Annotated in this window: 22 protein-coding genes; 14 read left to right on the forward strand and 8 right to left on the reverse strand. The window is 59.3% G+C overall.

Translation table 11 applies throughout. From position 1 onward, the window contains the following. Positions 1-122 precede the first annotated feature (122 nt). The gene (locus AC2FFF_RS12875; RefSeq protein ID WP_496882962.1) at positions 123-1,235 is read left to right on the forward strand and encodes an S-(hydroxymethyl)glutathione dehydrogenase/class III alcohol dehydrogenase; all 1,113 of its coding nucleotides are present in this window, start codon (positions 123-125) and stop codon (positions 1,233-1,235) included. A gap of 95 nt (positions 1,236-1,330) precedes the next feature. Further along, a complete protein-coding gene (locus AC2FFF_RS12880; RefSeq protein ID WP_281973337.1) occupies positions 1,331-2,056 on the forward strand; it encodes an NYN domain-containing protein in 726 nt (241 codons plus the stop codon). A gap of 8 nt (positions 2,057-2,064) precedes the next feature. Here the strand turns inward: AC2FFF_RS12880 and AC2FFF_RS12885 are convergent, their stop codons facing one another. Together AC2FFF_RS12885 and AC2FFF_RS12890 are read right to left on the reverse strand one after the other, a co-directional pair. Then, a complete protein-coding gene (locus tag AC2FFF_RS12885; protein WP_281973336.1) occupies positions 2,065-3,003 on the reverse strand; it encodes a DMT family transporter in 939 nt (312 codons plus the stop codon). Between the two features lie 112 nt (positions 3,004-3,115). Continuing rightward, positions 3,116-3,547 carry a group III truncated hemoglobin gene (locus AC2FFF_RS12890; protein ID WP_281973335.1) on the reverse strand — a complete coding sequence of 144 codons (432 nt, stop codon included), beginning with the start codon at positions 3,545-3,547 and terminating at the stop codon, positions 3,116-3,118. Between the two features lie 165 nt (positions 3,548-3,712). On the opposite strand from AC2FFF_RS12890, the gene AC2FFF_RS12895 reads away from it, so the two are divergent. Continuing rightward, positions 3,713-4,180 (forward strand): DUF1203 domain-containing protein, encoded by a 468-nt coding sequence (locus AC2FFF_RS12895; protein ID WP_142638541.1) that lies wholly within the window; start codon positions 3,713-3,715, stop codon positions 4,178-4,180. On the opposite strand, the gene AC2FFF_RS12900 is transcribed toward AC2FFF_RS12895, so the two are convergent. Then, positions 4,177-5,169, reverse strand: a complete 993-nt coding sequence (locus AC2FFF_RS12900; RefSeq protein WP_496750938.1) for an ABC transporter ATP-binding protein — start codon at positions 5,167-5,169, stop codon at positions 4,177-4,179. The two genes, AC2FFF_RS12895 and AC2FFF_RS12900, sit on opposite strands and share 4 nt — an antisense overlap. 87 nt (positions 5,170-5,256) lie before the next feature. Here AC2FFF_RS12900 and AC2FFF_RS12905 point away from each other — a divergent pair, with 87 nt between their 5' ends. The 4 genes from AC2FFF_RS12905 (at position 5,257) to polA (ending at position 9,185) form a co-directional block, all read left to right on the forward strand. After that, complete coding sequence (locus AC2FFF_RS12905) at positions 5,257-5,436, forward strand: zinc-finger domain-containing protein (RefSeq protein ID WP_142638543.1); 180 nt, start codon at positions 5,257-5,259, stop codon at positions 5,434-5,436. Continuing rightward, complete coding sequence (locus AC2FFF_RS12910; protein WP_281973334.1) at positions 5,437-5,784, forward strand: DUF2459 domain-containing protein; 348 nt, start codon at positions 5,437-5,439, stop codon at positions 5,782-5,784. 64 nt (positions 5,785-5,848) lie between these two features. Next, positions 5,849-6,316: a hypothetical protein gene (locus tag AC2FFF_RS12915; RefSeq protein ID WP_281973333.1), complete on the forward strand. Its 468-nt coding sequence runs from the start codon at positions 5,849-5,851 to the stop codon at positions 6,314-6,316. A 70-nt stretch (positions 6,317-6,386) separates the two neighbouring features. Beyond that, positions 6,387-9,185, forward strand: coding sequence for a DNA polymerase I (polA, locus tag AC2FFF_RS12920; protein ID WP_271951817.1), 2,799 nt, complete (start codon positions 6,387-6,389; stop codon positions 9,183-9,185). 42 nt (positions 9,186-9,227) lie between these two features. Here polA and AC2FFF_RS12925 read toward each other — a convergent pair whose 3' ends face one another. After that, on the reverse strand, positions 9,228-9,497 hold the full coding sequence (locus AC2FFF_RS12925) for a DUF2798 domain-containing protein (RefSeq protein WP_334223323.1): 270 nt from the start codon (positions 9,495-9,497) through the stop codon (positions 9,228-9,230). A gap of 31 nt (positions 9,498-9,528) precedes the next feature. Continuing rightward, positions 9,529-10,284, reverse strand: coding sequence for a hydroxypyruvate isomerase family protein (locus AC2FFF_RS12930; protein WP_496678454.1), 756 nt, complete (start codon positions 10,282-10,284; stop codon positions 9,529-9,531). A 172-nt stretch (positions 10,285-10,456) separates the two neighbouring features. Between AC2FFF_RS12930 and AC2FFF_RS12935 the strand changes: the two genes are divergently transcribed. Further along, positions 10,457-11,407 (forward strand): DMT family transporter, encoded by a 951-nt coding sequence (locus AC2FFF_RS12935; RefSeq protein WP_496882963.1) that lies wholly within the window; start codon positions 10,457-10,459, stop codon positions 11,405-11,407. Here the strand turns inward: AC2FFF_RS12935 and AC2FFF_RS12940 are convergent. After that, the gene (locus tag AC2FFF_RS12940; protein ID WP_281973328.1) at positions 11,390-11,965 is read right to left on the reverse strand and encodes a DUF1285 domain-containing protein; all 576 of its coding nucleotides are present in this window, start codon (positions 11,963-11,965) and stop codon (positions 11,390-11,392) included. The two genes, AC2FFF_RS12935 and AC2FFF_RS12940, sit on opposite strands and share 18 nt — an antisense overlap. A 64-nt stretch (positions 11,966-12,029) precedes the next feature. On the opposite strand from AC2FFF_RS12940, the gene AC2FFF_RS12945 reads away from it, so the two are divergent. From AC2FFF_RS12945 to AC2FFF_RS12970, 6 genes are all read left to right on the forward strand, one after another. Further along, positions 12,030-13,037 (forward strand): AAA family ATPase, encoded by a 1,008-nt coding sequence (locus AC2FFF_RS12945; protein ID WP_142638553.1) that lies wholly within the window; start codon positions 12,030-12,032, stop codon positions 13,035-13,037. Then, positions 13,034-13,909, forward strand: a complete 876-nt coding sequence (locus tag AC2FFF_RS12950) for a DUF58 domain-containing protein (RefSeq protein WP_142638555.1) — start codon at positions 13,034-13,036, stop codon at positions 13,907-13,909. The genes AC2FFF_RS12945 and AC2FFF_RS12950 overlap by 4 nt, the downstream gene beginning before the upstream one ends. After that, entirely contained in the window at positions 13,906-16,668 is a 2,763-nt protein-coding gene (locus AC2FFF_RS12955; protein ID WP_142638557.1) for a DUF4159 domain-containing protein, read from the forward strand. The genes AC2FFF_RS12950 and AC2FFF_RS12955 overlap by 4 nt, the downstream gene beginning before the upstream one ends. Then, a complete protein-coding gene (locus AC2FFF_RS12960) occupies positions 16,665-18,707 on the forward strand; it encodes a hypothetical protein (RefSeq protein WP_496882964.1) in 2,043 nt (680 codons plus the stop codon). The genes AC2FFF_RS12955 and AC2FFF_RS12960 overlap by 4 nt, the downstream gene beginning before the upstream one ends. Positions 18,708-19,019: 312 nt before the next feature. Beyond that, on the forward strand, positions 19,020-21,236 hold the full coding sequence (locus AC2FFF_RS12965; protein WP_496882965.1) for a response regulator: 2,217 nt from the start codon (positions 19,020-19,022) through the stop codon (positions 21,234-21,236). Between the two features lie 9 nt (positions 21,237-21,245). Further along, entirely contained in the window at positions 21,246-21,707 is a 462-nt protein-coding gene (locus AC2FFF_RS12970; protein WP_281973324.1) for a VOC family protein, read from the forward strand. Here AC2FFF_RS12970 and yaaA read toward each other — a convergent pair. Next, entirely contained in the window at positions 21,677-22,468 is a 792-nt protein-coding gene (gene yaaA, locus AC2FFF_RS12975) for a peroxide stress protein YaaA (RefSeq protein ID WP_142638565.1), read from the reverse strand. The two genes, AC2FFF_RS12970 and yaaA, sit on opposite strands and share 31 nt — an antisense overlap. A 33-nt stretch (positions 22,469-22,501) precedes the next feature. Next, positions 22,502-24,541: a DNA helicase RecQ gene (gene recQ / locus AC2FFF_RS12980; RefSeq protein WP_281973323.1), complete on the reverse strand. Its 2,040-nt coding sequence runs from the start codon at positions 24,539-24,541 to the stop codon at positions 22,502-22,504. Positions 24,542-24,570 lie beyond the last annotated feature (29 nt).

Raw genomic sequence — 24,570 nt, forward strand, 5'->3', positions numbered from 1 at the left:
CTCTTTCTGGCAATGTCGTTTCTGTAATATCAAATATTTAGCATTGCTGCCATCAAAGCGCAGTTGAAAAAACCCTGCATTTAACGCAGGGTCAGGCCAAATTTGACTGGGAGAAGTACATCATGCGCACCCGTGCCGCCGTTGCCGTTCAGGCCGGCAAACCTTTGGAAGTGATGGATGTGAACCTCGAAGGCCCCAAGGCGGGCGAGGTTCTGGTCGAGATCAAGGCGACCGGCATTTGCCACACCGACGAATTCACCCTGTCGGGTGCAGACCCCGAAGGCCTGTTCCCCGCCATTCTGGGCCATGAAGGCGCAGGTGTGGTGGTCGATGTCGGCCCGGGCGTGACCAGCCTGAAGCCGGGCGATCACGTGATCCCGCTTTACACCCCCGAGTGTCGCGAATGTGAATACTGCCTGCATCCCAAAACCAACCTGTGTCAGGCGATCCGTTCGACGCAGGGCCAAGGGCTGATGCCCGATGGCACCTCGCGGTTCTCGACGCTGGATGGTGATCCGATCCTGCATTACATGGGCTGCTCGACCTTTGCAAACCACACGGTCCTGCCGGAAATCGCGCTGGCCAAAGTGCGCCCGGACGCGCCTTTCGACAAGATCTGCTATATCGGTTGCGGCGTGACCACCGGCATCGGCGCGGTGATCAACACCGCCAAGGTCGAGATCGGCAGCCGCGCCATTGTCTTTGGTTTGGGTGGCATCGGCCTGAACGTGATCCAAGGCCTGCGACTGGCAGGGGCCGACCAGATCGTCGGCGTCGACCTGAACCCCTCCAAGGTGGAAATGGCCACCCGGTTCGGTATGACCGATTTCGTGAACCCGTCCGAGGTCGAAGGCGATCTGGTGCCTTATCTGGTCAATCTGACCAAGGGCGGCGCAGATTACACCTTTGACGCAACGGGCAATGTCGGCGTGATGCGCACGGCGCTGGAATCTGCACATAAGGGCTGGGGTGAATCGATCATCATCGGCGTGGCACCTGCTGGGGCCGAGATCTCTACCCGCCCGTTCCAGCTGGTCACCGGTCGTTCCTGGCGCGGTACGGCCTTTGGCGGCGCCCGTGGCCGCACGGATGTGCCCAAGATCGTCGACTGGTACATGGAAGATAAGATCGAGATCGACCCGATGATCACCCACACCATGGGCCTGGACGACATCAACCATGGGTTCGACCTGATGCATAAGGGCGAAAGCATCCGCTCGGTTGTGGTATACTGAGAAAACCGAAATAGTTTCCGAGGGCGGGCTTTTGCTCGCCCTTTTTGGGTCTTACATTCCTCACTATGAATTAAATTTAAGGTTGAGGATTTCAGGTGACGACAGGAAAGACAGACCGTCTGGCGGTTCTGATCGATGCGGACAATGTCTCTGCAAAACATGCAGCAGAGATTTTCGAAGAAATTGCCACGCTCGGTGAGGCTGGTTTAAGGCGGATATACGGGGATTTCTCGAACGGATCACCGCAGGGATGGGAGGCCAAATCTCTGGCCGAATACGCCATCGTTCCGCATCAGCAATTCGCCAACACATCCGGCAAGAACTCCAGCGACATTGCCCTGGTCATTGATGCCATGGATATTCTGCATTCGGGTCGGTTCAGCGGCTTTGTGTTGGTCTCGTCAGACAGCGACTTCACGCGCCTTGCCAGTCGGATACGCGAGCAGGGGTTGGATGTGTTCGGAATAGGAGAGCGCAAAGCCCCCAAGGCCTTTGTGGCAGCGTGCAATCGGTTCATTTATTTTGAAAATATTGAGAAGCCCGATGCCGGCGCGGCAAAAGCCCAAAAGGGCGAGAGCCCGAAATCGAAGCATAACCTGAACCATGCCTATCAATTGATCCGCAATATTGTTCTAAACACCAATGAAGCCGATGGCTGGGCAAGTCTTTCGTTTGTTGGAAGTCAGCTTGGAAAGATGTACCCGGATTTTGATGCCCGCACTTATGGCCACAAAAGGCTGAGTGATCTTGTACGCGCCATTGATCGTTTTGAGGAAGGAAAAATAAATGGCGGTTTCAAGATAAGGTGCAAAGAGACCTGATGCTACCTTCATTCCCCCGGCCGCGTCGCCCCTGTATCCGATCGGGGTGAGCGGACCCTTAAAACCGGGGTATTGGTCGAGGTGGTGTTCGACCGGCTCTCGCGCCAGACGACGAAGACGCCCGAGGCAATGATCACACTGGCCCCCACGGCGACCCAGCCGTCTGGCTTTTCGCCGAAAAACGCCATGCCAAAGATCGTGGCCCAGATGATCTGGCTGTATTGGCTGGGGGCGATGACCCCCGCTGGCGCGGCACGATAAGCCAGAATAATCAGGTGTTGGGCAATGACAGAAAACACTCCGACCAGTGCCATCATGGCCAGATGCAACAGGGACGGAGGCTGATAAACGGCCGGTTGCGCGATGCTCATGACCACTATGGCCAGCAGCATCGGATAAAGGATCAGAACGGCCGAGCGTTCCTCATTGCCGATCTTACGGACCAGAACTGACGCGAAAGCGCTGCAGAACGCGGCCGTCAGCGCCGCCAGATGGCCTAGCGTGATGTCCGTGGTACCCGGGCGCAGAACGATCAACACGCCGATCAGGCCCACGCCAACCGCGGCCCAACGCTGGGCGCGGACCACCTCGCCCAATATGGGGATCGACAGGACCGTGACGATCAGCGGGAAAGAGAACAGGAGTGAATATACCTCGGCCAAAGGCAGGACCGAAAAGGAATAAAATGCGCAGGACATGCCTGTGACCATCAACCCCGACCGCAGCAGGACCAGCCAGGGATGGTGCGGAAGGAAGTTGCCGGTAGAGCGGTCTGTCAGGATTGTCACGGCCATCGGCACAAAGGAAAACAGCGTGGCGAAAAAGATGATTTGCATCACCGAATAGGTTCCGCCCAGCACCTTGATCAGAGCATCGTGGCTGGCAAAGACAGCAAAGCCCAGAAACGCATAGCCAAGTCCCCGGAGGGTGGTGTTTTGAGTGCTCATCGGTCTGGCCTTGGGCAGCGGAATGGTGGGTTCATCCGTTGCATAAACCCATTTTTCAGAGTCTGATAGCCCTTATTTTACCGCTAACATGACTACCGGCCATGATCTGAGATCATCGCAGGATCGGTGGCGCGTCCTTTGGCTGGCGCGCGGATTGTACACCCACTTTCATCCCTACGCCGATGCGCCGGGCCAGCGCCACCCAGGGCAGCGCGGTCTCGGGAGGCAGGGTGCTATGGGCCACCTCCTCGAACAGGTCCAGCCAATGATCGAACAATTCGGGCCTGATATCGGGCCTTTCGATGTGAATACGCTGCGGATTTCCGTCATAACAACGCTCATACAGAATGGCGTTGCGCCAGAACGCGGCGATCTTGTTCTCATGCGGGGGCCAGTCGCTGACATGGTTTGCAAAGACCGGCGCCAGTGCCTCGTCCTGCCGGACGCGGGCGTAGAATGCGCTCACCTGCGACATGATCTGTTCAGCGGTGGCGGGAAACCTCGGAGGAATTCCTGGGCGGGCAGGAGAGGTAGGTTTGGACATGGGCGTTCCGAAACTGAATTGCGTCCCGTTCAGATCGGATTGTAGCCCGTGCTGTCAAGCCACGGCGCCTATATGTCGCGCTGTCTCAAAGAAGCGTTTGCGCAGGAAACGGGTCGGTTCCCCTCGCCGGGTCAGGCATCTTTTGTACAAAGAAGGAGACCTAACATGCACAAAATATCTGCCCTGCCCACCGCGCAGGTTCAGGCCTATCGCCAAGGCGCGCCTGATGGTTATGGCAACCCGCCCGAACGGGCGATATCGAACGGGGAAGGAAACCCCTGCCGTCATTGCCTGACCTATATTCCCAAGGGAAAGGAAATGCTGGTGCTGGCCCACCGGCCCTTTCCAGCGACACAACCTTTTGCTGAAACCGGGCCGATTTACCTTTGTGTAGAGCATTGTCAGCGCTATGAGGATCTCACCAACCTGCCCGAGGCGCTGACCGCCTCACCCAATTATCTGATTAAAGGGTACGGATCGGACGACAGGATTGTTTACGGCACCGGGATCATTACGCCGCAGGCGGAATTGCAAAACGCTGCCGGGGATATCTTTGCCCGCGCGGATGTCGCCTATATCCACATCAGATCCGCGTCGAATAACTGCTATCACGCGCGGATCGACCGCGCCTAAAGCTTAACCCGGTGCAATCCCCGGCGCGGCTGATCAAGATCAGCTGCCGGGACATCGCCCGCCCGGGTCGAGGTCAGGGCCAGGAACACATCCTCAAGATCCGCTTCTTCGGTGCGAACGTCCCGGATACGGATGCCCACGGCCCTGACGGATTCCAGAACCTGTTCGGCACTGGTCTGGGCACTGCGATAGCGCAGCACCAAGCTGCCATCGTCGCGCAGTGTGGCCTCGACTCCCTCGGTCGCAGGCAGTTCAGTGACGGGGCCATCCGGAATAATTACCATCGTCCGGCCATCCATGCGGCTCAGCAGGTCTGCCGTGCTGTCCTGTGCGATCTTTTCGCCATGATTGATGATGGCGATCTGGTCGCACATCTCCTGTGCTTCTTCCAGGTAATGCGTCGTCAGGATGATGGTCATGCCCTGCTGGTTCAGCTTGTGCACGTTGGCCCAGAGCATTTGGCGCAGCTCGATATCCACGCCCGCTGTGGGTTCGTCCAGAACCAGCACTTTGGGGTTATGCACCAAAGCCTTGGCCAACAGCAACCGGCGCCGCATCCCGCCGGACAGGGTGCGGGCATAGGCCTCGGCCTTGTCGCTGAGGCCAACCAGTTCGAGGATTTCATCACTGCGCCGCTGCGCCTTTGGTACACCATATAGGCCAGCCTGAACCTCCAAAGCACCGCGCGGGGTAAAGAACGGGTCCAGGTTCAGCTCTTGCGGCATAACGCCGATGGCAGCGCGAGATTGGCGCGGGTTGCGGTCTTGGTCATGACCCCAGATCGACACATGGCCAGCCGATTTCACCACCAACCCGGCCAGAATGTTGATCAGGGTCGATTTCCCGGCCCCATTCGGCCCCAGCAATCCAAAGACAGAACCGCGCGGGATTGTCAGGTCGATGCCCTTCAGCGCCTGCTTTTCGGGCTGGCCCTTGCTGCCGCGATAGGTCTTGCGCAGCCCTTCGATCCTGATTGCCGCATTGTCCATGTGGCTCTTGCCCCCGGTTTGCTCATCGCTCATAAACGCACCTAATGCATGCCCGCGAGGCCGACAACCAGTGAAGGATCGCCAGCCGTGACAATCGAAGCGCCGGAAACCAAGATCGTCGAAACCTCTCGTGTCGCCTGTGATGGCGGCGAAGGTGCATTGGGCCACCCACGTGTTTGGTTACAGATCCCCGAAGACACCGGCTGGGTCGAGTGCCCCTATTGCGACTGCAAATTTGTCTTAAAAGGGCACGAGGCCAGCGCCTGATTGTGCAAAGCCGCGGGCAGGTTTGGCCTCTGCCTGATCATTGGAGCTGTTGGCTATTTTCTGGCCGCCGCTATTGGAATGCTTCTAACCGGATCGGGAAATCGGGCGCAGGGCGATGATACGATCGAAATCGCCTGGTCAGCGGGCCGATCTACAGGCCTCCTGGGTGCCGGGTTTTTCCAACCACAATCAGTTCTTAAGGTCAGAGGGCGTTTCAACGCGCTGCGAACCTGCAATGTCTGGGCCGGTGAGGTGCTGTGGGCTGCGAATGAAGACTTCGGCACTTGGGTGCCATTGCCTTACTCGATCACTTTGTCCCGCTTGATAAACCAATCCGGCAAAGTCTAACTTGCCCAACTAATGTCGTGTTCTGACGATAGCTTTGCGCCGGCTCAATGGAGGAAGTGTGTTGATGGACGCCAGTATCCAAAATACCAACCAACCGGTCTTCGGATGGATTGGTTTTAGTGTTTCCGCGATGGCCCTGTTGGGCGCCCTGTTCCTGTTCTGGGCCGGGCCATTCGCACCGCAACAATCGACTGGCGTGTCTTTGGGAGAGCTTGCAGCCGAGCTTGGAAAATCCACCCTGCGCTCGGCCGCCGGGCTGGACCAACCCGAGCCGGTGGCCCGGGTCCGTGATCTGGACGACTTTCTGCAGATCGGCGTAGCCCTTTTGGGAGGATTGGCCGTCATCCTGTCGGCCATAGGCATTCTGCGCCACGAAAAACTGCGCCCGGCCATTGCGGGTATCGCAATCGGCATCGGCGCAATCCTGTTTCAGTTCTTTGCTTTTGCGTTTTTCGCTTTCCTCGGTGTGCTGGTCATCATGGCGCTGCTCAACAGCTTTTCGGATGTATTTGGCGGCCTGTTCGGCGGATAGTTCACCTTCTGTACTGGTCACCCGTGCGCCCCTGTGGCAGAACCATCCCTGACCGACAGGGAGCGCGCGCATGAGCAATTTCGGAAAAGGGTGTCACCTTCATCTTATTGACGGATCGGCCTTTATCTTCAGGGCCTATCACGCGCTGCCGCCGCTGACGCGGAAGTCGGATGGGTTGCCGATTGGGGCCGTGTCGGGCTTTTGCAACATGCTGCAGAAATATGTCGAAGGAAACACCGGGCCAGACGCGCCGACCCATGTGGCGGTGATCTTCGACAAGGGCTCTCATACGTTCCGCAACGATATGTATGACCTTTACAAGGCCAATCGCGAGGCCATGCCCGAGGATCTGCGCCCTCAGATGCCCCTGACCCGCGAGGCGACCCGCGCCTTCAATATCGCCTGCAAAGAGCTTGAGGGCTATGAGGCCGACGACATCATTGCCACCCTTGCCATACAGGCGCGTGAGGCGGGTGGTCGCGTCACGATCGTCAGTTCCGACAAGGACCTGATGCAGCTGGTCGGCGATGGGGTCGAAATGCTGGATGCGATGAAGAACAAACGCATCGACCGCGATGGCGTGTTCGAGAAATTCGGCGTCGGGCCTGAACGTGTGGTGGACGTGCAGGCGCTGGCCGGGGACAGCGTGGACAATGTGCCGGGGGCTCCGGGCATTGGGATCAAGACGGCGGCGCTTTTGATCAATGAATTTGGGGATCTGGAAACCCTGCTGGACCGCGCCGAAGAGATCAAACAACCCAAACGCCGCCAGACCCTGATCGACAAACGCGCCCAGATTGAGCTGTCGAAAAGACTGGTGCAGTTGGATGAGAATACGCCGCTGGATTTCACCTTAGACGATCTTGAGGTGCAAGACCCTGAACCGGACACTCTGCTGGGCTTTCTTGCTGAGATGGAGTTCCGCACCCTCACCAAGCGCATAGCGGACAAGCTGGGGGCCGAGGCACCGGTGATTGCAGACGCGCCTGCGCCCGTTGCAGATGTGGCCGAGGCTGAAGACATTCCATTCGACGCGTCGAAGTATGAATGCGTCCGCGACGCGGGGGCTTTGCAGAAATGGATAGACCAGGCATATGAGCGTGGCTGGGTTGCAGTGGACACCGAGACCACTGGGCTGAACGAGATGATCGCAGATCTGGTCGGCATTTCGCTCTGCATTGAGGCGGGCGAGGCCTGCTATATCCCATTGATCCATCGTCAAAGCGCCACCGACGATCTGTTCGGCTCGGACGCTCTGGCCGAGGGGCAAATGCCGATTGAACAGGCTCTAACACTGATAAAACCGATGTTAGAGGACCCGTCGATCCTCAAGATCGGGCAAAACATGAAATACGATGCCAAGATTTTTGCCCGCTATGGCGTGGATGTGGCGCCGATTGATGACACGATGTTGATGTCCTATGCGATGCATGGCGGCGAGCATGGGCATGGCATGGACACCCTGTCCGAGCGTTATCTGAACCACACGCCGATTCCGATCAAACCGCTGCTGGGATCCGGCAAATCCGCGATCACCTTCGACAAGGTTCCGATTGACGAGGCCACGGCCTATGCCGCCGAGGACGCTGATATCACCCTGCGGCTGTGGAAACTGTTCAAACCTCATCTGCATCAGGTTCAGGTAACGACCGTCTATGAAACGCTGGAGCGCCCTCTGGTGCCGGTTCTGGCCGAAATGGAGATGCATGGCATCAAGGTTGACCGCGATGTCCTCAGCCGCATGTCCAACGCGTTTGCCCAGAAAATGGCCGGGTTAGAGGCTGAAATCCACGAATTGGCTGGTGAAAGCTTCAATGTCGGCTCGCCCGCTCAGCTGGGCGAGATTCTGTTCGACAAGATGAGTCTGGAAGGCGGCAAGAAGGGCAAGACCGGTAAATATTCAACCGGGGCCGATATCCTTGAGGATCTGGCGACCGAGCATGAATTGCCGCGTCGGGTGCTGGATTGGCGGCAGCTATCGAAACTGAAATCGACCTATACGGACGCGCTGCAGACCCATATCAACCCCGATACGGGCCGGGTACATACATCCTATTCGATCACCGGGGCGAACACCGGTCGTTTGGCCTCGACCGATCCGAACCTGCAGAACATCCCCGTGCGCACCGAAGAAGGCCGCCGCATCCGCGAGGCGTTCATTGCCGAGCCCGGAAATGTGCTGGTCAGCCTCGACTATAGCCAGATCGAGCTGCGCATTCTGGCGCATATTGCCGATATTCCGGCCTTGAAACAGGCGTTTACCGATGGGTTGGACATTCACGCCATGACCGCGTCGGAAATGTTCGACGTGCCGCTGGATGAGATGACGCCGGATATTCGCCGTCAGGCCAAGGCGATCAACTTTGGTGTGATCTATGGCATCTCGGGTTTTGGTCTGGCGCGCAACCTGCGTATTCCACGGGCCGAGGCGCAGGGCTTCATCGACCGCTATTTCGAACGCTTCCCCGGCATTCGGACCTATATGGACGACACCGTCGCCTTTGCCAAAGAGAATGGCTATGTGCAGACCCTATTCGGGCGCAAAATCCATACGCCCGAAATCAATGCCAAGGGGCCGCATGCGGGATTTTCGCGTCGGGCAGCGATCAACGCTCCGATTCAAGGCACCGCGGCCGACGTGATCCGACGCGCCATGGTGCGGATGCCGGATGCGATCCATGGGTTGCCTGCGAAAATGTTGCTGCAAGTGCATGACGAATTGCTGTTCGAAGTATCCGAGGACGCCGTTGACCCGCTGATCGACGCGGCGCGCGACGTGATGGAGGGGGCCTCGGACCCAGCGGTGAAACTGGATGTGAAACTCAGCGTTGATGCGGGACAGGGCGCGAATTGGGCCGAGGCGCACTAGCGCCGCCGTTCATCAAGCCCTGCGGGCCCTCTTCGCGGCGGATCAGCCCTGCGGTCTGACCATGCGGTTGACCATCCGTTGCACGCTGGGGCCCAGCAGTAGGATAACTGTGAACGCGATGGGCCAGGAGAAAACCCATGAGCCCATCCAGTCGCCCAGCGTCGCAGGACCGAAGCCGACGGCCTTGGCCGTGGCGATACCGGTGACGATGCAGGACATCATGCCTGACATGATCAGGCTGAACAGGGCGCGGGCATAGCGGGCAGGGATCATCCGGACATCCTTGGTGTGAGTGGCACTGATCGGCGACATTTTTCCGGGTAATACCAGTGCCAGCGGACAATTAAAGGTGCATCCAGCCGAGCGTCTCGACGGTACGTTGGATCGAGGGCTGATATTCGGCACTGACCCAGCCGGTGTAGCCGCTGTCATCAATCGCTCGGAACAACTCGGCAAAATTCATCTCACCTCGACCGGGCTCTGAGCGATCCGGGGCCGCTCCGATCTGGGCGTGTACGATGCGGTCTTGGTAATCCTTCCAGACTTGCAGCGCGTTGCCATGGATCATCTGGGCGTGGAAGCTGTCATATTGCAGGCCGACATTGGGTCGGTCGACGCGATCCAGAACCTCGGCCACCAGATCGTAGGAATTCAGGAAATAGTCGGGCTGCGATACTGGGTTGAGCGGCTCGATCGTGAAGGGTTGCTGGGGCGCGTGGTCCGCTGCCCATTGCAGGTTCTGCACAAAACAATCCATGGCAGCCGAACCCGTCGCATATCCCGACATGATGTGGATTTTCTCGGGCCGCAGCGCCTGAGCATAGCGTAGAACACGGCGGATGTCGGACTGGAACCGCGCCTCACCGCCCGGAACGGCGGCATATCCGGGAGTTCCGTCGGTGTAGTTGGGTGGCGGCGCGTTGATCAGCACCAGGTCGAGCCCGTTAGCCAGCAGAGCACGGCGGGTTTCCTTGGAAGCCAGATCATAGGGAAACAGAACCTCAACAGCCTTGAACCCGGCCTGCGCGGCAGCTTGAAACCTGTCGAGATAGGGCAGTTCGGTAAAGAGCAATGAGATATTTGCAGCGAATTTGGGCATGGATGGCCTTTGCGTGTCTGTTCGCCGGACCATATCGGTCGGGTGATTTCAGCGAAAGGGACTGAAAACGACAGATTGTCGAAAATCGGCCAGATCACCCAGTTTAATTCAGTGACGTTCGGGACAATGCGGCGAATCATTTCTGGCGTCGCTTTGACCAGAGGTATGACCCATGGCACTGAGCCCTGACCCCGTGCGCGGGACCGCTATTTCTATGTCTGCCGACCGCAACTCCGCGTTGTCTGGCAACGGGTTGGCGGTTGCCTCGATGCTGGCATGGGCCGCAGGTTTTCCGGCGGCGGAGGTCTTGTTGCAAAGCTGGTCGCCGGTGGGCTTGCTTGCGGCACGTCTGGGTCTGGCGGTTCTGGTGCTGCTGCCGATCTGGCTGATGCTGGACGGTCCCAGCCGTATTCTAAGGGCCAGATGGGGATGGGCGATGATTGTCGGAGCGTTTGGCTTTGGCTGCCCGATGTTCCTGCTGATCCTGGCGCAAAAGCTGACCGATCCGGTAACCGTCGTCATCATCGCCTCTTGCGCGCCACTAATCGCAACCCTGCTGGAGCTTAAGGCGGGCACACGTCGGCTGAGCTGGAATTTTGGCCTAGGCGTTCTGGTTTCAATTATCGGCGGGCTGATCGCCACCAGCGCCGTCGCCCCGGCGCAGCTGGGCCTTGGGGCCTTATGCGCGGTCGTGTCGGTCGTCTTTTTCAGCTGGGGCAGCATGACCACAGCGCGCGATTTTCCCGAACTCAGCCAGACCGGGCGCGCGACGATCACGTTGATCGGGGGCTTTGCCATGGCCGTGATCTTGTGCTTTGCCGCTGGGCTGCTGGGTATGGATGTGGTGCCTAAGGTTGCGATTGACGGGCAGCAGATCGGGATGCTGGGGATTTACGCGCTGATTTCGCTGGGGCTGAGCCAGATCCTGTTCGTTGCTTCGGTTGGAAAGCTGGGCGTGGCGCTGGCCTCATTCCATATGAACATCGCGCCATTTTACGTGATGCTGATCATGATTGTGCTGGGGGATGAGTGGAATTCAACCCGCGCACTGGGCGCGGGCATCGTGGCGGTCGCCGTTGTTCTGGCGCAGGATCGCAGGCCGCGCTCAGCCCAGATCGGCTGAGCGGATCAGCGGAAAGAACTGACCTCCCGACCACACCCCGAACCAGTCTTCATGATCGGTGCCGATCTCGACCAGTCGGTAAAAGCTTTTGCGGTCAATGCGCGCCTCTAGATTTGCGCGGATCAGGATATAGGGCGAGGGTTCCTGGGTCTTCGGATCAAACTCAACACGGATCGGGTGATCCGGTCCGGCCTTGGCCGTGTCACCCACATGGGTGCTGAAAGTCAAAATCTGCGCCGCGCCTGAGCCCGTGGCATCAAAGTCGACAGCGACGAACGGGACATCCTCAACCGTGATTCCCACCTTTTCGACCGGGGTCACCAGGTAATATTTGCCTTCTTCTTTCTTAAGAATTGAGGAAAAAAGCTTCACAAGCTCGAACCTGTTGATGGGCGAGCCTAAATAACTCCAAGAACCATCTTTTGCGATCTTGATGTCCAGATCGCCACAAAACGGGGGATTCCACAGGTGAACAGGGGGTAAATCCCGTGTTTTCGCGGCTTTGACTGATGCCGCAATGCCATCAGGAGAAGGTGTCACAGGGATTTGTCCGCTCATTACTTTTGCCATTTCCTTTTCGCGCGATACACTTCAACCATACTCGTCCACGGAAGGGAAAGTCATGAGCGAACCTGCCGACCTCGTATCCGAGATCGAAGCGCTGGAAACTAAACTGCAAGAGGCCAAGGCCTCGATCACCCGACGCTTTATCGGGCAAGAGCGGGTCGTGGATCTGACGCTGGCCGCGCTGTTATGCGGCGGGCACGCATTGCTGATCGGATTGCCAGGGCTGGGCAAGACCCGGCTGGTTGAGACTTTGTCGACCGTGATGGGCCTGCATGGCAACCGTATCCAGTTCACGCCGGATCTGATGCCAGCTGATATTCTGGGGTCCGAGGTTCTGGATACGGCCGAGGATGGCAGTCGCCACTTCCGGTTCATTCCCGGCCCAATCTTCTGTGAATTGCTGATGGCGGATGAGATCAACCGCGCCAGCCCGCGCACACAGTCGGCCTTGCTGCAAGCGATGCAGGAACGCACCGTCACCGTCGCGGGCGAGAATCGTGCGCTGGATGAGCCGTTTCACGTACTGGCCACGCAGAACCCGATTGAACAAGAAGGCACCTATCCGCTGCCCGAGGCGCAGTTGGACCGCTTTTTGGTGCAGATTGACGTCGAATACCCGGATCGTCAGACCGAGCGGGATATCCTACTGGCCACGACCGGTGTCGAAGAAGACGACGCTCATCAGATTTTCACCAAAGAGGAATTGCTGGCGGCGCAGCTTTTGTTGCGCCGGATGCCGGTCGGCGAGTCGGTGGTCGAATTGATACTGGATCTGGTCCGCGCGTTCCGCCCCGGCGAGGCAGGCGTGTCCGATCGTGTGGCCGAAACCGTGGCCTGGGGCCCTGGCCCCCGCGCGGCGCAGGCGTTGATGATGACGGTGCGTGCCAACGCCATGTTACAGGGGCGACTGGCCCCCAATGCCGAGGATGTTCTTGAGATGGCCCGCCCGGTTCTCAGCCATCGTATGGCGCTGAACTTTGCGGCCCGGGCGCGCGGTGACAGCCTGGCTGATCTGATTGACTCGACCGCGCTTGGGCTGATCCGAACCGAGGCTGCGGCGTGAATGCCGGGTTGACTCTTCGTGAAAGATCCGAGGCCGAGGCATCCCGGCTACCGCCCCTGTTGGCGCGGGCGGAACATCTGGCCGGAACCGTCTTGCTGGGTGACCATGGGCGTCGCCGATCCGGGATGGGTGATGATTTCTGGCAATACCGCCCGGCACAGGTTGGCGACAGCCGCCGGATGATCGACCACCGCCGCTCGGCCCGTGGCGATCAACAATTTGTGCGCGAACGCGAGTGGCAGATTGCCCAATCGGTGATGCTGTGGGTGGATCAGGGCGCGTCGATGCGCTTTGCCTCGGACGCTTCGCTGCCCACCAAGGCGGATCGGGCGCGGTTGCTGGGCCTGGCAACTTCGATCTTGCTGGCGCGTGGTGGTGAGCGTGTGGGCCTGACGGGCACAACTCTGCCGCCCCGGCGCGGCAATGCCCAGATCATCCGGCTTGCGCAGGCCTGGTCCGAGGATGATCAAGCCGACTATGCGCCACCCGAACACCGCGCCATGATCCCCCATGCGCGGGCGGTGTTCATCTCCGATTTTCTTGGCCCGATGGAAGAGGTTGAACTGGCCCTGTCCAAAGCTGCGGATCGTGGCGTGCGCGGGGTGGTCCTGCAGGTGCTGGATCCCGGTGAAGAGAATTTCCCCTATCGTGGACGCACCATTTTCGAAAGCGTGGGCGGCTCGGCCCGGCATGAAACGCTAAAGGCTTCTGATCTTCGTGACCGGTATCTTGCGCGCCTTGCCGAACGAAAGGATACCTTGATGCGCTTGTGTCGGGTGACGGGATGGCAACTGGGGCTGCACCACACTGGCGACAGCGCACAGGCGGCTCTGTTATGGCTGTATAGCGCTTTGGACGGGGGCAGAGTATGACGGTTTTGGCTGGGATAGGCTTTACCGCGCCCTGGGTGTTGCTGGGATTGTTGACCCTGCCCATCCTGTGGCTGGTCCTGCGCGCTGTGCCGCCTGCGCCGATCCGGCGAATGTTTCCGGCCGTAACGCTGCTGCTGGGGCTGAAGGACGACGAGAGTGTTTCGGATCGGACACCATGGTGGCTGCTGCTGTTGCGAATGCTGGCGGCGGCGGCGATCATTATCGGTCTGGCCGGGCCGGTTTTGAATCCCTCGCGGGATCAGGTGGGTTCGGGGCCGCTGTTGTTGGTGCTGGATGCCAGCTGGGCAGGTGCAAGCGGCTGGCCATCGCTTCAGGACCAGCTTGATACGCAGCTGACCGAGGCCGGACGCGCCGGACGCACGGTGGCCTTGCTCAACTTGACGGAGCCAGAAGCCCCAGTCTTTCAGGCCGCCGAAGCGTGGCGGGGTCGGCTTCCGGGGGTGACTCCGATGCCCTGGCAACCAACTCAGCTGCAGATGGATCAGGTGCTCGATATGCTGGATCAGCTTGATGGTGGTTTTGATACATATTGGTTCAGCGACGGTCTGGAATTTGCGGGTCGGGAAACGGTTCTGGCTGCGTTGCAATCGCGCGGGGAAGTAACCGTGTACCAGTCAGGCTCGCCTGTTTATGCGATTCTGCCCGCCGCCTATCAGGATGGTGTCATTCAACTGACGGCCCAACGCGCCACTGCTGGTCCGGAAAACATCCTGACCATTTTGGCACAGGGGCGCGATCCGGCGGGCGCAATGCGGGTTCTGCAATCCGCCAATATCGTCTTTGCTGAAGGCGAAACGCTTGCTCAGGTGGAGCTGGCGCTGCCCTCGGAACTACGGGCCAGAATCACCCGGTTCGAGATTCAGGGTCAGCGGTCGGCGGGTGCCGTAACGCTGACCGATGACAGCCTGCGCAGGCGTGAGGTGGCCTTGCTTGCGGGCAGTTTGAACCGTGAAGGGTTAGAGCTGTTGTCGCCGCTGCATTATCTGACACAGGTTTTGGTCCCGACCGCGGATTTTGTCGAGGGCGGCCTGATGGATGTGTTGCCCGCCAATCCGGATGTGATTGTTCTGGCGGATGTGGCGAAATTGGCCGAAGCGGAACAACTGGCGGTGACCGAATGGGTCGAACAGGGCGGGCTGCTGTTGCGCTTTGCCGGGCCGCGCATGGCCGCCAGCGATCTGGGGCGGGATGTCGAGGATACCTTGCTGCCGGTGCGCCTGCGCAGCGGTGGCCGTTCGGTCGGCGGCGCGATGAGCTGGGGTGAGGCCAAAGGTCTGGCCCCGTTCCCCGAAACCTCACCCTTCTACGGGCTGCGCGTGCCATCGGATGTTTCCGTGACCACACAGGTCATGGCGCAACCAGACCCAAATTTGGCCGATCGGGTGATTGCATCGCTCTCGGATGGCACGCCTTTGGTCACGCGCAAGGCCTTGGGGCTGGGGCAGGTGGTGCTGTTCCATGTCACCGCTGATGCCGAATGGTCGAGCCTTCCCCTCTCGGGCCTGTTTGTCGAGATGCTGGATCGGCTGGCCGTCGCCTCGGCTGCGAAATCCCGAGAGGAGTCGCAGTTGCAGGGCACAACTTGGGAACCGCTGCAGGTCATGGACGGATTTGGAGGCTTATCGGATGCAGATAATCTAGCAGGCGTCGATGGGGTTGATCTTGCCGCCGGCGCTATCGGGCCAGAACTGCGACCCGGCCTGTATGAAAGCGGTAAGCAGAAGCTGGCACTGAATGTGCTGGACGCGGACTCGGTTCTGATGCCCGCTGTCTGGCCATCCGATGTGCCCATCAAAGGGCAGGAAATCAGCGCCGAAACGCCGATCGGGGGCATTTTGCTTAGCCTCGCGCTGATCTTGCTGACGGTGGACGTTATTGCGTCACTTCTGTTGTCGGGGCGACTTGGGCTGGCCCGGGCCGCGGCGATGGCGCTGGGTGCGTTGCTGATTGCACCTGACCTTCAGGCACAGACGTCCAAGGAAACCGATTTTGCCCTGATGGCAACGCAAGAGCTGGTACTGGCTCATGTCATGACTGGAAACGCGCAGGTTGACGATATCGCGGGCGCCGGGATGCGTGGCTTGGCGCAAACTTTGTTCTTCCGCACTTCGGTCGAACCGGCAGAGCCCATCGGCGTTGATCTGGAACGGGACGAGCTGGCGTTTTTCCCGCTGCTGTACTGGCCGATCACGCCGGAACAGCCGCAACCCTCGGACGAAGCCTATGCCAAGCTGAATGCCTATCTCCGCTCGGGCGGCATGATCTTGTTCGACACGCGCGACGCGGATGTGGCGCGTTTCGGTGCAGCCAGCCCCAATGGCCGCAAGCTGCAACAACTGGCCGCCCCGCTGAATATCCCTTCGTTAGAGCCTGTTCCGGATGACCATGTTCTGACGCGGGCCTTCTATTTGCTGCAGGATTTCCCGGGCCGATATGCCGGTACCGAGATTTGGGTCGAAGCCGCCCCGCCGGATGCGGAACAAATCGACGGCATGCCGTTCCGCAACCTCAACGACAATGTGACCCCGGTAGTGATCGGCGGGAATGACTGGGCCGGAGCCTGGGCCGTCGACCGAAACGGGCAGGCCCTGTTGCCGGTCGGGCGCGGATATGCCGGTGAGCGGCAGCGGGAATTGGCCAATCGGTTTGGCGTCAATCTGGTGATGCATGTGCTGACCGGGAATTACAAATCGGATCAGGTCCATGTGCCTGCGCTGCTGGACAGGTTGGGACAATGACCGGAACCGTTATCTTTGACCCTCTGATTCCGTGGCCCGTTCTGATGGTCGTTACCGCGATTGCCATATCAGGCGTTGTTCTAGCCCTGTGGCGGGGCCTGTCTGGCTGGGCCTTGCGCGGGTTGGCCGCCCTGGTCGTGATCGCGGCCATGGCGGGGCCTGTTTATCAGGTCGAAGATCGCACTCCGCTGACCGACATCGTGGTGATGATCGAGGATGAAAGCGCCAGCCAGACCCTGTCCGATCGCCCGGAACAGACAGCACAGGCCGCTGCCGAACTGGCGGCCGAGATCGACACGCGCGACAATACCGAGCTGCGCCGGATCCGGGTGGCTGACAGCGATGGGGATGAGGGCACACAGGTCATGGCTGCGCTGAACAAAGTCCTGGCCGAGGAACCCCGTGCGCGCATTGCGGGGATCCTCGTGGTTTCGGATGGGATCGTGCATGACGTTGATCAGGCCCCTGACCTGCCTGCACCGATGCACCTGTTGCAGACTGGGCGGGCCAGCGACTGGGACCGCCGTCTGATCGTCCGCAATGCACCGGCTTTTGCCATTATCGGAGAGCCGGTCACGCTGACGTTGCGGGTTGAGGATAGCGGCGCAGTTCCTGTTGCGGCTGCGAATGCGCCTTTGGAAATTTCGGTTGATGGCAATGCGCCAGAGCATTTCACCATTCCAATCGGTGTCGATGTCGAGCTACCGGTCAAGCTGTCCCATGGCGGGCGGAATGTCATCCAGTTTACCGTACCCGGCGTCGAAGGAGAGTTGACCGACCGCAACAACACCGCACTGATTCAGATGAACGGTGTGCGCGACCGTCTGCGGGTGCTGCTGGTTTCGGGTGAACCGCATCCAGGTGGACGGACCTGGCGGAACCTTCTGAAATCCGACAGCTCGGTTGATCTGGTGCATTTCACGATCCTGCGACCGCCTGAAAAGCAGGATGGTGTGCCTGTGGACGAGTTGTCTTTGATCGCTTTTCCGACTCGAGAACTGTTTCTGGAAAAGATCAACGATTTCGATCTGATCATCTTTGATCGCTATAAGCGGCGCGGTATTCTGCCTGCGGTCTATCTGGAGAATGTCACCAATTACATCAATGATGGTGGTGCGGTTCTGATTGCGGCTGGTCCTGATTTTGCCAGTGCCGACAGTATCTTCCGCTCGCCGCTGGCGCCGATTCTTCCGGCCCAACCCACCGCGCGGGTCATCGAAGAACGCTTTGTCCCCACAGTTACAGATATGGGGCACCGGCACCCGGTGACCACGGATCTGGGCGATTCCGAGCATTGGGGTGCATGGTTGCGCCAGGTTGATGTCCTGTTCCGATCAGGTGAAACGCTGATGACCGGCGTCGATGACCGGCCGCTGCTGGTGCTGGACCGGGTCGGAGAGGGGCGCGTGGCAATGCTGGCCTCTGACCACGCTTGGCTCTGGAGCCGTGGCTTCGACGGCGGTGGTCCGCAGCTTGAACTGCTGCGGCGATTGGCACATTGGATGATGAAAGAACCCGAGCTTGAGGAAGAGGCTCTGTGGGCCGAAGCAAATGGTCAAATCATGCGCGTCATCCGTCAAACCCTGGGGGATGACGTCGGAACAGTTACCATCACGCAGCCCAATGGCGAGACACTTGAGGTGACGCTGAACGAAGTTTCTCCAGGGCGGTTCGAAGCTCAGATCTTCGGCCCCGAGATTGGCCTCTATCGTCTGAAAGAGGGTGAACATTCGGCGGTAATTGGGTTGGGCCCTGCGGCCCCCAAAGAATTTGAGCGCACGATTGCTACTGATCAGATCCTTGAGCCGGTTCTGGCCGAATTGCGCGGCGGTGTGATCCGGGTCGAGGACGGTTTGCCTTCGATCCGCAATGTCCGCGCTGGGCGGCCTGCGGCAGGGCGGGGCTGGATCGGGCTGACCCCGCGCGATGCCTACCAGACCAGCTCTGTAACACAGGCTGGTGTTCTACCGCCCTGGCTGGTGCTTTTGCTGGCCGGTGGTTTCCTTCTGGCGGGTTGGCTGCGTGAAGGTCGACGTTAGGTCATTCGACCACAACGCTGATTGTGGCCCCAACCACCAGCATCAGTCTTGGTAAAGCACCGTTTGAACCGGCTTTGCTGCGTCAGGTTTGTCGTGTAATCCCACACAATTTCTTTGATCTGAGCGCCTGTAGCGCATTCAGATACCGCAGATTTTGCGTTGAGTAGGAAAAGGCAGGTACCGGCGAGGCAGGCAGTTTTGGACGTTTGCGGTCTCTGAGCCTGCCATTGGTCTGTGGCAACAGGCACGGCTTAAACACTTTTTCACGCTCTGTCAGGATGCTGTGGGCAGATTGTACCGGGATCACCTTTGATGAGTCTTGCAACCAAACTGGCACAGGAAAGACGCGCACGGCTTGCCGCTGAACGTCTGCTGGAGATGAAACAGGCCGAGCTATCAGCGGCCAACCGGAAATTGGGCCTGCACGCGATGGCTCTGACTAAACGCATTGGTGAAACGCGGGCCGAGGTTGAGACGGTGCGCGATGAAAATGAAAAAGTTAAATCGGACCTGACATTGGCCAATGCTAAGATCGAAGTGGCCGAACGGCGGCTATGGCATTCGATCCAGACCTTCCCAGACGGGTTTGCATTCTTCGACGAAGAGAGCCGGTTGATCGGGGCAAATGCCTCATATTTCAGCCTGTTTGAGGGGCTGGATGAAGTAGCGCCCGGTATCAGCTATGGCAGAATTCTGGAAACCCTCACGCAGGAGGGTCTGATTGATACCGTCGACGAGGCGCAGGATGATTGGCGCGCCAGGATGCTGGCCCGTTGGAAGTTGTCCAACCCGCCGTCAGAAATCGTCAAGCTGTGGAACGGGCTCTATATCAAGCTGATTGATCAACGCGGTGGCGGTGGCGATGTGGTCAGCCTTGCGCTTGATATAACCGCCTCGGTCCGGCATCAGGCCGAACTGACCGCGGCGCGCGAACGGGCCGAGGCTGCAAACCGCGCGAAATCTGCATTCCTGGCCAATATGAGCCATGAAATCCGCACGCCCATGAACGGTATTGTTGGCATGACCGAGTTAATGACCGAAACCGCGCTGGATGAAGAACAACGGCTCTATCTCAACACGATCCGCAATTCCGGTGAAGCCTTGCTGGTGATCATCAACGATGTTCTGGATTACTCGAAGATTGAGGCGGATAAGCTGGTCTTGCACCCCGAACAGTTCGATTTCGAACGCTGTATCCTTGAGGTGGCGATGCTGCTGCAGCCCAGTGTTCGTGATAAGGGTTTAAGCCTTTTATTCGACTATGACCTGTTTTTGCCAACCCTGTTCGTGGGTGATCCGGGCCGGGTGCGTCAGGTCTTGACCAATCTGGTAGGCAACGCGGTCAAGTTCACGGCGGAAGGGCATGTCTTGATCCGCGTCACGGGGGTCCCCCGCGCGGAGGCCCAGGCCTGTGATATTCATGTTGCCATAGAAGATACCGGTATCGGTATTGCCGAGGATAAAGCGGCGCATATCTTTGGTGAATTCAATCAGGTCGAGGATGAACAAAACCGACAGTTTGAAGGGACCGGGTTGGGTCTGGCCATCACCAAACGACTGATCAAATTGATGGACGGTGCCATCTGGGTCGAAAGCGAGCCGGGCCAGGGGTCCTGTTTTGGATTTCGGATAACGCTGCCGACGGTCGAAGGTCCGCAACCCGCCCCCCCGAATCTGGAAGGATGTCTGCGCCATGTGGTCGTGGTTGAAGATCTGGCTGTCAATCGAGCGATCCTGTCAAAGCAACTTGGTCGGCTGGGTGCCAAGGTTACCGAATGTACCACCGGAACCGAGGCGCTGGCTATGCTTGATGACACCGTGGATCTGGTGCTGTGCGATCACGATCTGCCGAACATGGACGGGCTGGATTTGGCGGCCACGATAAAGGGCCGGGGGTGGACGGATACCTCTGTCGTGGTCATGTCGGCCAATCCTGGCGTGATTCATGCTCATCCGGCCTGCCAGCTCATTGACGGAGTGTTGCAAAAGCCGATCCCTCGTTCAGAATTATATGCACGTCTGACCGCTCTGGGACGATCAGCGGATTCGATATCGAATGGTTCCGACACGCAAAACCCAACGGTTGCGCAGGTCAGACCGATTGCCGAGGATCAAAGGCTCATGCGGGTTCTGGCTGCTGAGGACAACAAGACCAACCAGCTGATCCTGCGCAAGATGGTCAAGGATCTGAACATTGATCTTCGCTTTGCGGGCAACGGGCTTGAGGCGGTCGCCGCCCATCTGGAATTCGACCCGGATTTGATATTCATGGATATCTCGATGCCCGGAATGGATGGTAAACAGGCCACAGGTGAAATCCGCCGCCGCGAGGTTGAAACCAATCAGCACGTCCCGATCGTTGCCCTGACCGCACATGCAATGAGCGGAGATGACCAGGGTATTTTATCGGCTGGTCTGGACTATTACCTGACCAAACCGCTGCAAAAACAGAAAATCCACCAGATGATCCTTGACCATCGGCCAGACGGGACGCAACCGGTTCTTGATGACGAAACCCGAGCGATCTAGGCTGCCGACATGACTGATGACCGTGGATTTCACCCCCGCGCGCTGGGCGAGATTGCCATTCGCTGCGCAGATATGGCCGCTATGGTGCAGTTCTATGAACAGGTGATCGGCCTGCAGCGTCTGAGCGGTGACCATGACAGCGCTATAACCTTCTTCCGGATAGCCGAGGGGTTTGGCGGCCATACGCAAGTTCTGGCCCTGTTTCACCACAGCACCGCGCCACGACCGGGGCAACATCGGGCCGGTGCAGAAGGTCCCGTAACAGGAGCGGGATCGTCGCTGCATCATATCGCATTGTCGCTGCCCTTCGACGAGCAGGCGGCGGTCATAAGTTGGTATGACAAGATCGGCCAACCCTATCGCGTCGAGCAGTTCGGATGGGTTGGTTGGCGCGGAATTTTCACCGAAGACCCGGAAGGCAACACAGTTGAACTGGTCTCTTACGACCCGTCGATGCTGGCTGAGGCCTGATAGGGCCGGATAAAGACCGGCTTGTCGTTCTCTGACAGGTCGGGTCGGTATTCATAGCCGCCCGAGTCGAACTCTGTCAGGCTGGCGGGTTCGGACAGACGGTGTTGAATGACATAGCGGGCCATCGCCCCGCGTGCCTTTTTGGCAAAGAAGCTGACGATCTTTGGCGTGCCGCCCTTGTCTTCCATGAAGACCGGCGTGATGACCCGTAATTTCAGCGCTTTGGGGTCTACTGCACCGAAATATTCCTGACTGGCGCAATTCAACAGCACATCGCTACCGGTACCGGCTGCCTGAGCGTTCAGCGCCTTGCTTAGTTGGTCGCGCCAATAATCGTACAGGTTCTTGCCGCGCCGGGTCTTCAGCCTACTGCCCATCTCAAGCCGATAGGGCTGAATGGCGTCCAGCGGACGCAATATGCCATACAGTCCGGACAGGATGCGCAGGTGATCCTGGGCCCAGGCCATCTCTTCCACATCCAGCGAAGTCGCTTCGAGCCCCTGATAGGTGTCTCCGGCAAAGGCCAGTGCGGCCGGGCGTGTCGCCACAGCATCGGGGGCGTCGGAAAAGGCGCGATAACGGTCGCGGTTCAGGCGGGCCAGATCATCGCTCAGATCCATCAGCTTTTTCAGGTCGCCCAGCGTCAGATTGCGGGCGGTTTTCGACAGGCGGATCGCGTCATCCTGAAAGTCGGGTTGCGTGACCTCAACATTCCGTTCTGCCCAATCCAGCCGTTTGGCCGGGGAAATCACTACCAGCATAGTCGCCCTCGTTTCTTGCCTGTTGGTGGGTATCTAGCTTGCCATACGCAGCACGTCCAGAAAGGCGGCTCCAAACCTTTCGTGACGGCGGTCACCCAGAACCTGTTCGATGGCGCGCGGGTCGTCTGATCGCAACTGCGCCACCTTTGCCAGTTGCGAGGCGGTACAGGTCAGCGGCTTGTCGATTCCATCAGGGCCGCGCGACAGTTGCGACTGAACTTCGAGCAGGCGGTCGTAAATCTCACCCTGATCGCGCCCGGCCAGTTTGCGGCGGGCCGGGTGCAGTTCTTCGACCGCGCCGGTCAGAACCTCCAGAAACGTGGCCCCGTATCGTTCCAACTTTTTAGCACCGATCCCGCTGATCCGGGCCATATCATCCAGCGTTGCAGGGCGGGTTTCCGCCATTTCGATCAGCGTGCGATCGGGAAAAATAACATAGGCCGGGACCCGCGCGGATTCGGCCAGCGCACGGCGTTTCGCCTTGAGTGCGCTCAGCAGCGGTGCGTCTTCTTCGGATACCATCTCTTTGACCGCAGGCCGACGGGTTGCTTTGCGGATCGTGTCCTTACGCAGGTTGATCTGCGCCTCGCCTTTCAGGATCGGCTTGGCGGCCTCAGTCATGCGCAGCGCACCGTGGCGGTCGGGATCAGGACGGACCAGATCATGGCCCATCATCTGCCGGAAGATCGCCTGCCATTGCGGGCGGGACCAGTCCTTGCCAATGCCATAGGTCGACAGATTGTCATGTCGGCGGGCGCGGATCTTGTCGGTTTCATTGCCCAACAGGATGTCGATCAGATGGCCTGCGCCGAACCATTCCTCGGTGCGCAGGATCGCGGACAGGGCCATACGAACCGGGGTGGTGCCATCGAACACTTCCGGCGGGCTGTCACACAGATCGCATTTGCCACAGGGTTCGGTCTGTTCACCGAAATAACCCAGCAAAGTCTGACGGCGGCAGGCCAGCGCCTCGGCCAAGCCAAGCAGGGCGTTCAAACGGGCGTGATCGGCCATCCGCCGGTCAGACGGAGCAAGCCCCTCGTCTATCTGTGACCGGCGCAGGCGAATGTCATCTGCCCCAAACAGGGTCAGGGTTTCTGCCGGGGCGCCATCACGCCCGGCGCGGCCGATTTCCTGATAATAAGCTTCGATGGATTTGGGCAGGTCCGCATGGGCGACCCAGCGGATATCGGGCTTGTCTATGCCCATGCCAAAGGCAACCGTGGCCACCACGATCAGACCATCCTCGCGCGCAAAGCGGGTCTCGACGATGCGGCGATCCTCGGGATCCATGCCGCCGTGATAGTGACAGGCGGTGTGGCCTTCGGCACGCAGGGCCTGTGCCAGAACCTCGGTCTTGTTACGGGTGCCGCAATAGACAATGCCGGATTGGGTTTTGCGCGCGGCGGCAAAATCCAGGATCTGTTTGCGGGGCCCATCCTTGGCGGCAAAGGCCAGGTGGATGTTAGGCCGGTCGAACCCGCGCAGAAATTTGCGCGGGGCCGCGCCGTCAAACAGCTTTTCGACAATCTCGTCCTGGGTTTCCGCATCCGCCGTGGCGGTGAAGGCGGCCAGGGGCACGTTCAGCGCACGTCGCAGCTCTCCGATCCGAAGGTAATCGGGGCGGAAATCATGGCCCCATTGGCTGACGCAATGCGCCTCGTCCACCGCAATCAAGCTGACATTGATCCGCCGCAACATGCCCAGCGCCGATCCGGCGGCCAGACGTTCGGGAGCCATGTACAGCAGCTTGAGCCGTCCGGCCTCCAACGCCTCCCACACGGCATCGGTTTCTTCGGGGGTATTGCCGGAGGTCAGCGCGCCGGCCTCGACGCCTGCTTCCTGCAAGCCGCGCACCTGATCACGCATCAGGGCAATCAGCGGAGAGATCACCACCGTGACCCCTTCACGCATCAGCGCAGGCAGCTGGAAACACAGGGATTTACCGCCACCCGTGGGCATGATGGCCAGCACGTTTTCGCCCAGCGTGACGGCATCGACGATCTCTTCCTGACCGGGGCGGAAGTCGTCGAATCCAAAGACATCTCGCAGCAAAGGCGCGGCGTCGAACATGTGCGGGGGTGCCCTGTTTTAAGGTTTAT

The organism is Ruegeria sp. YTSA226, assembly GCF_059609905.1.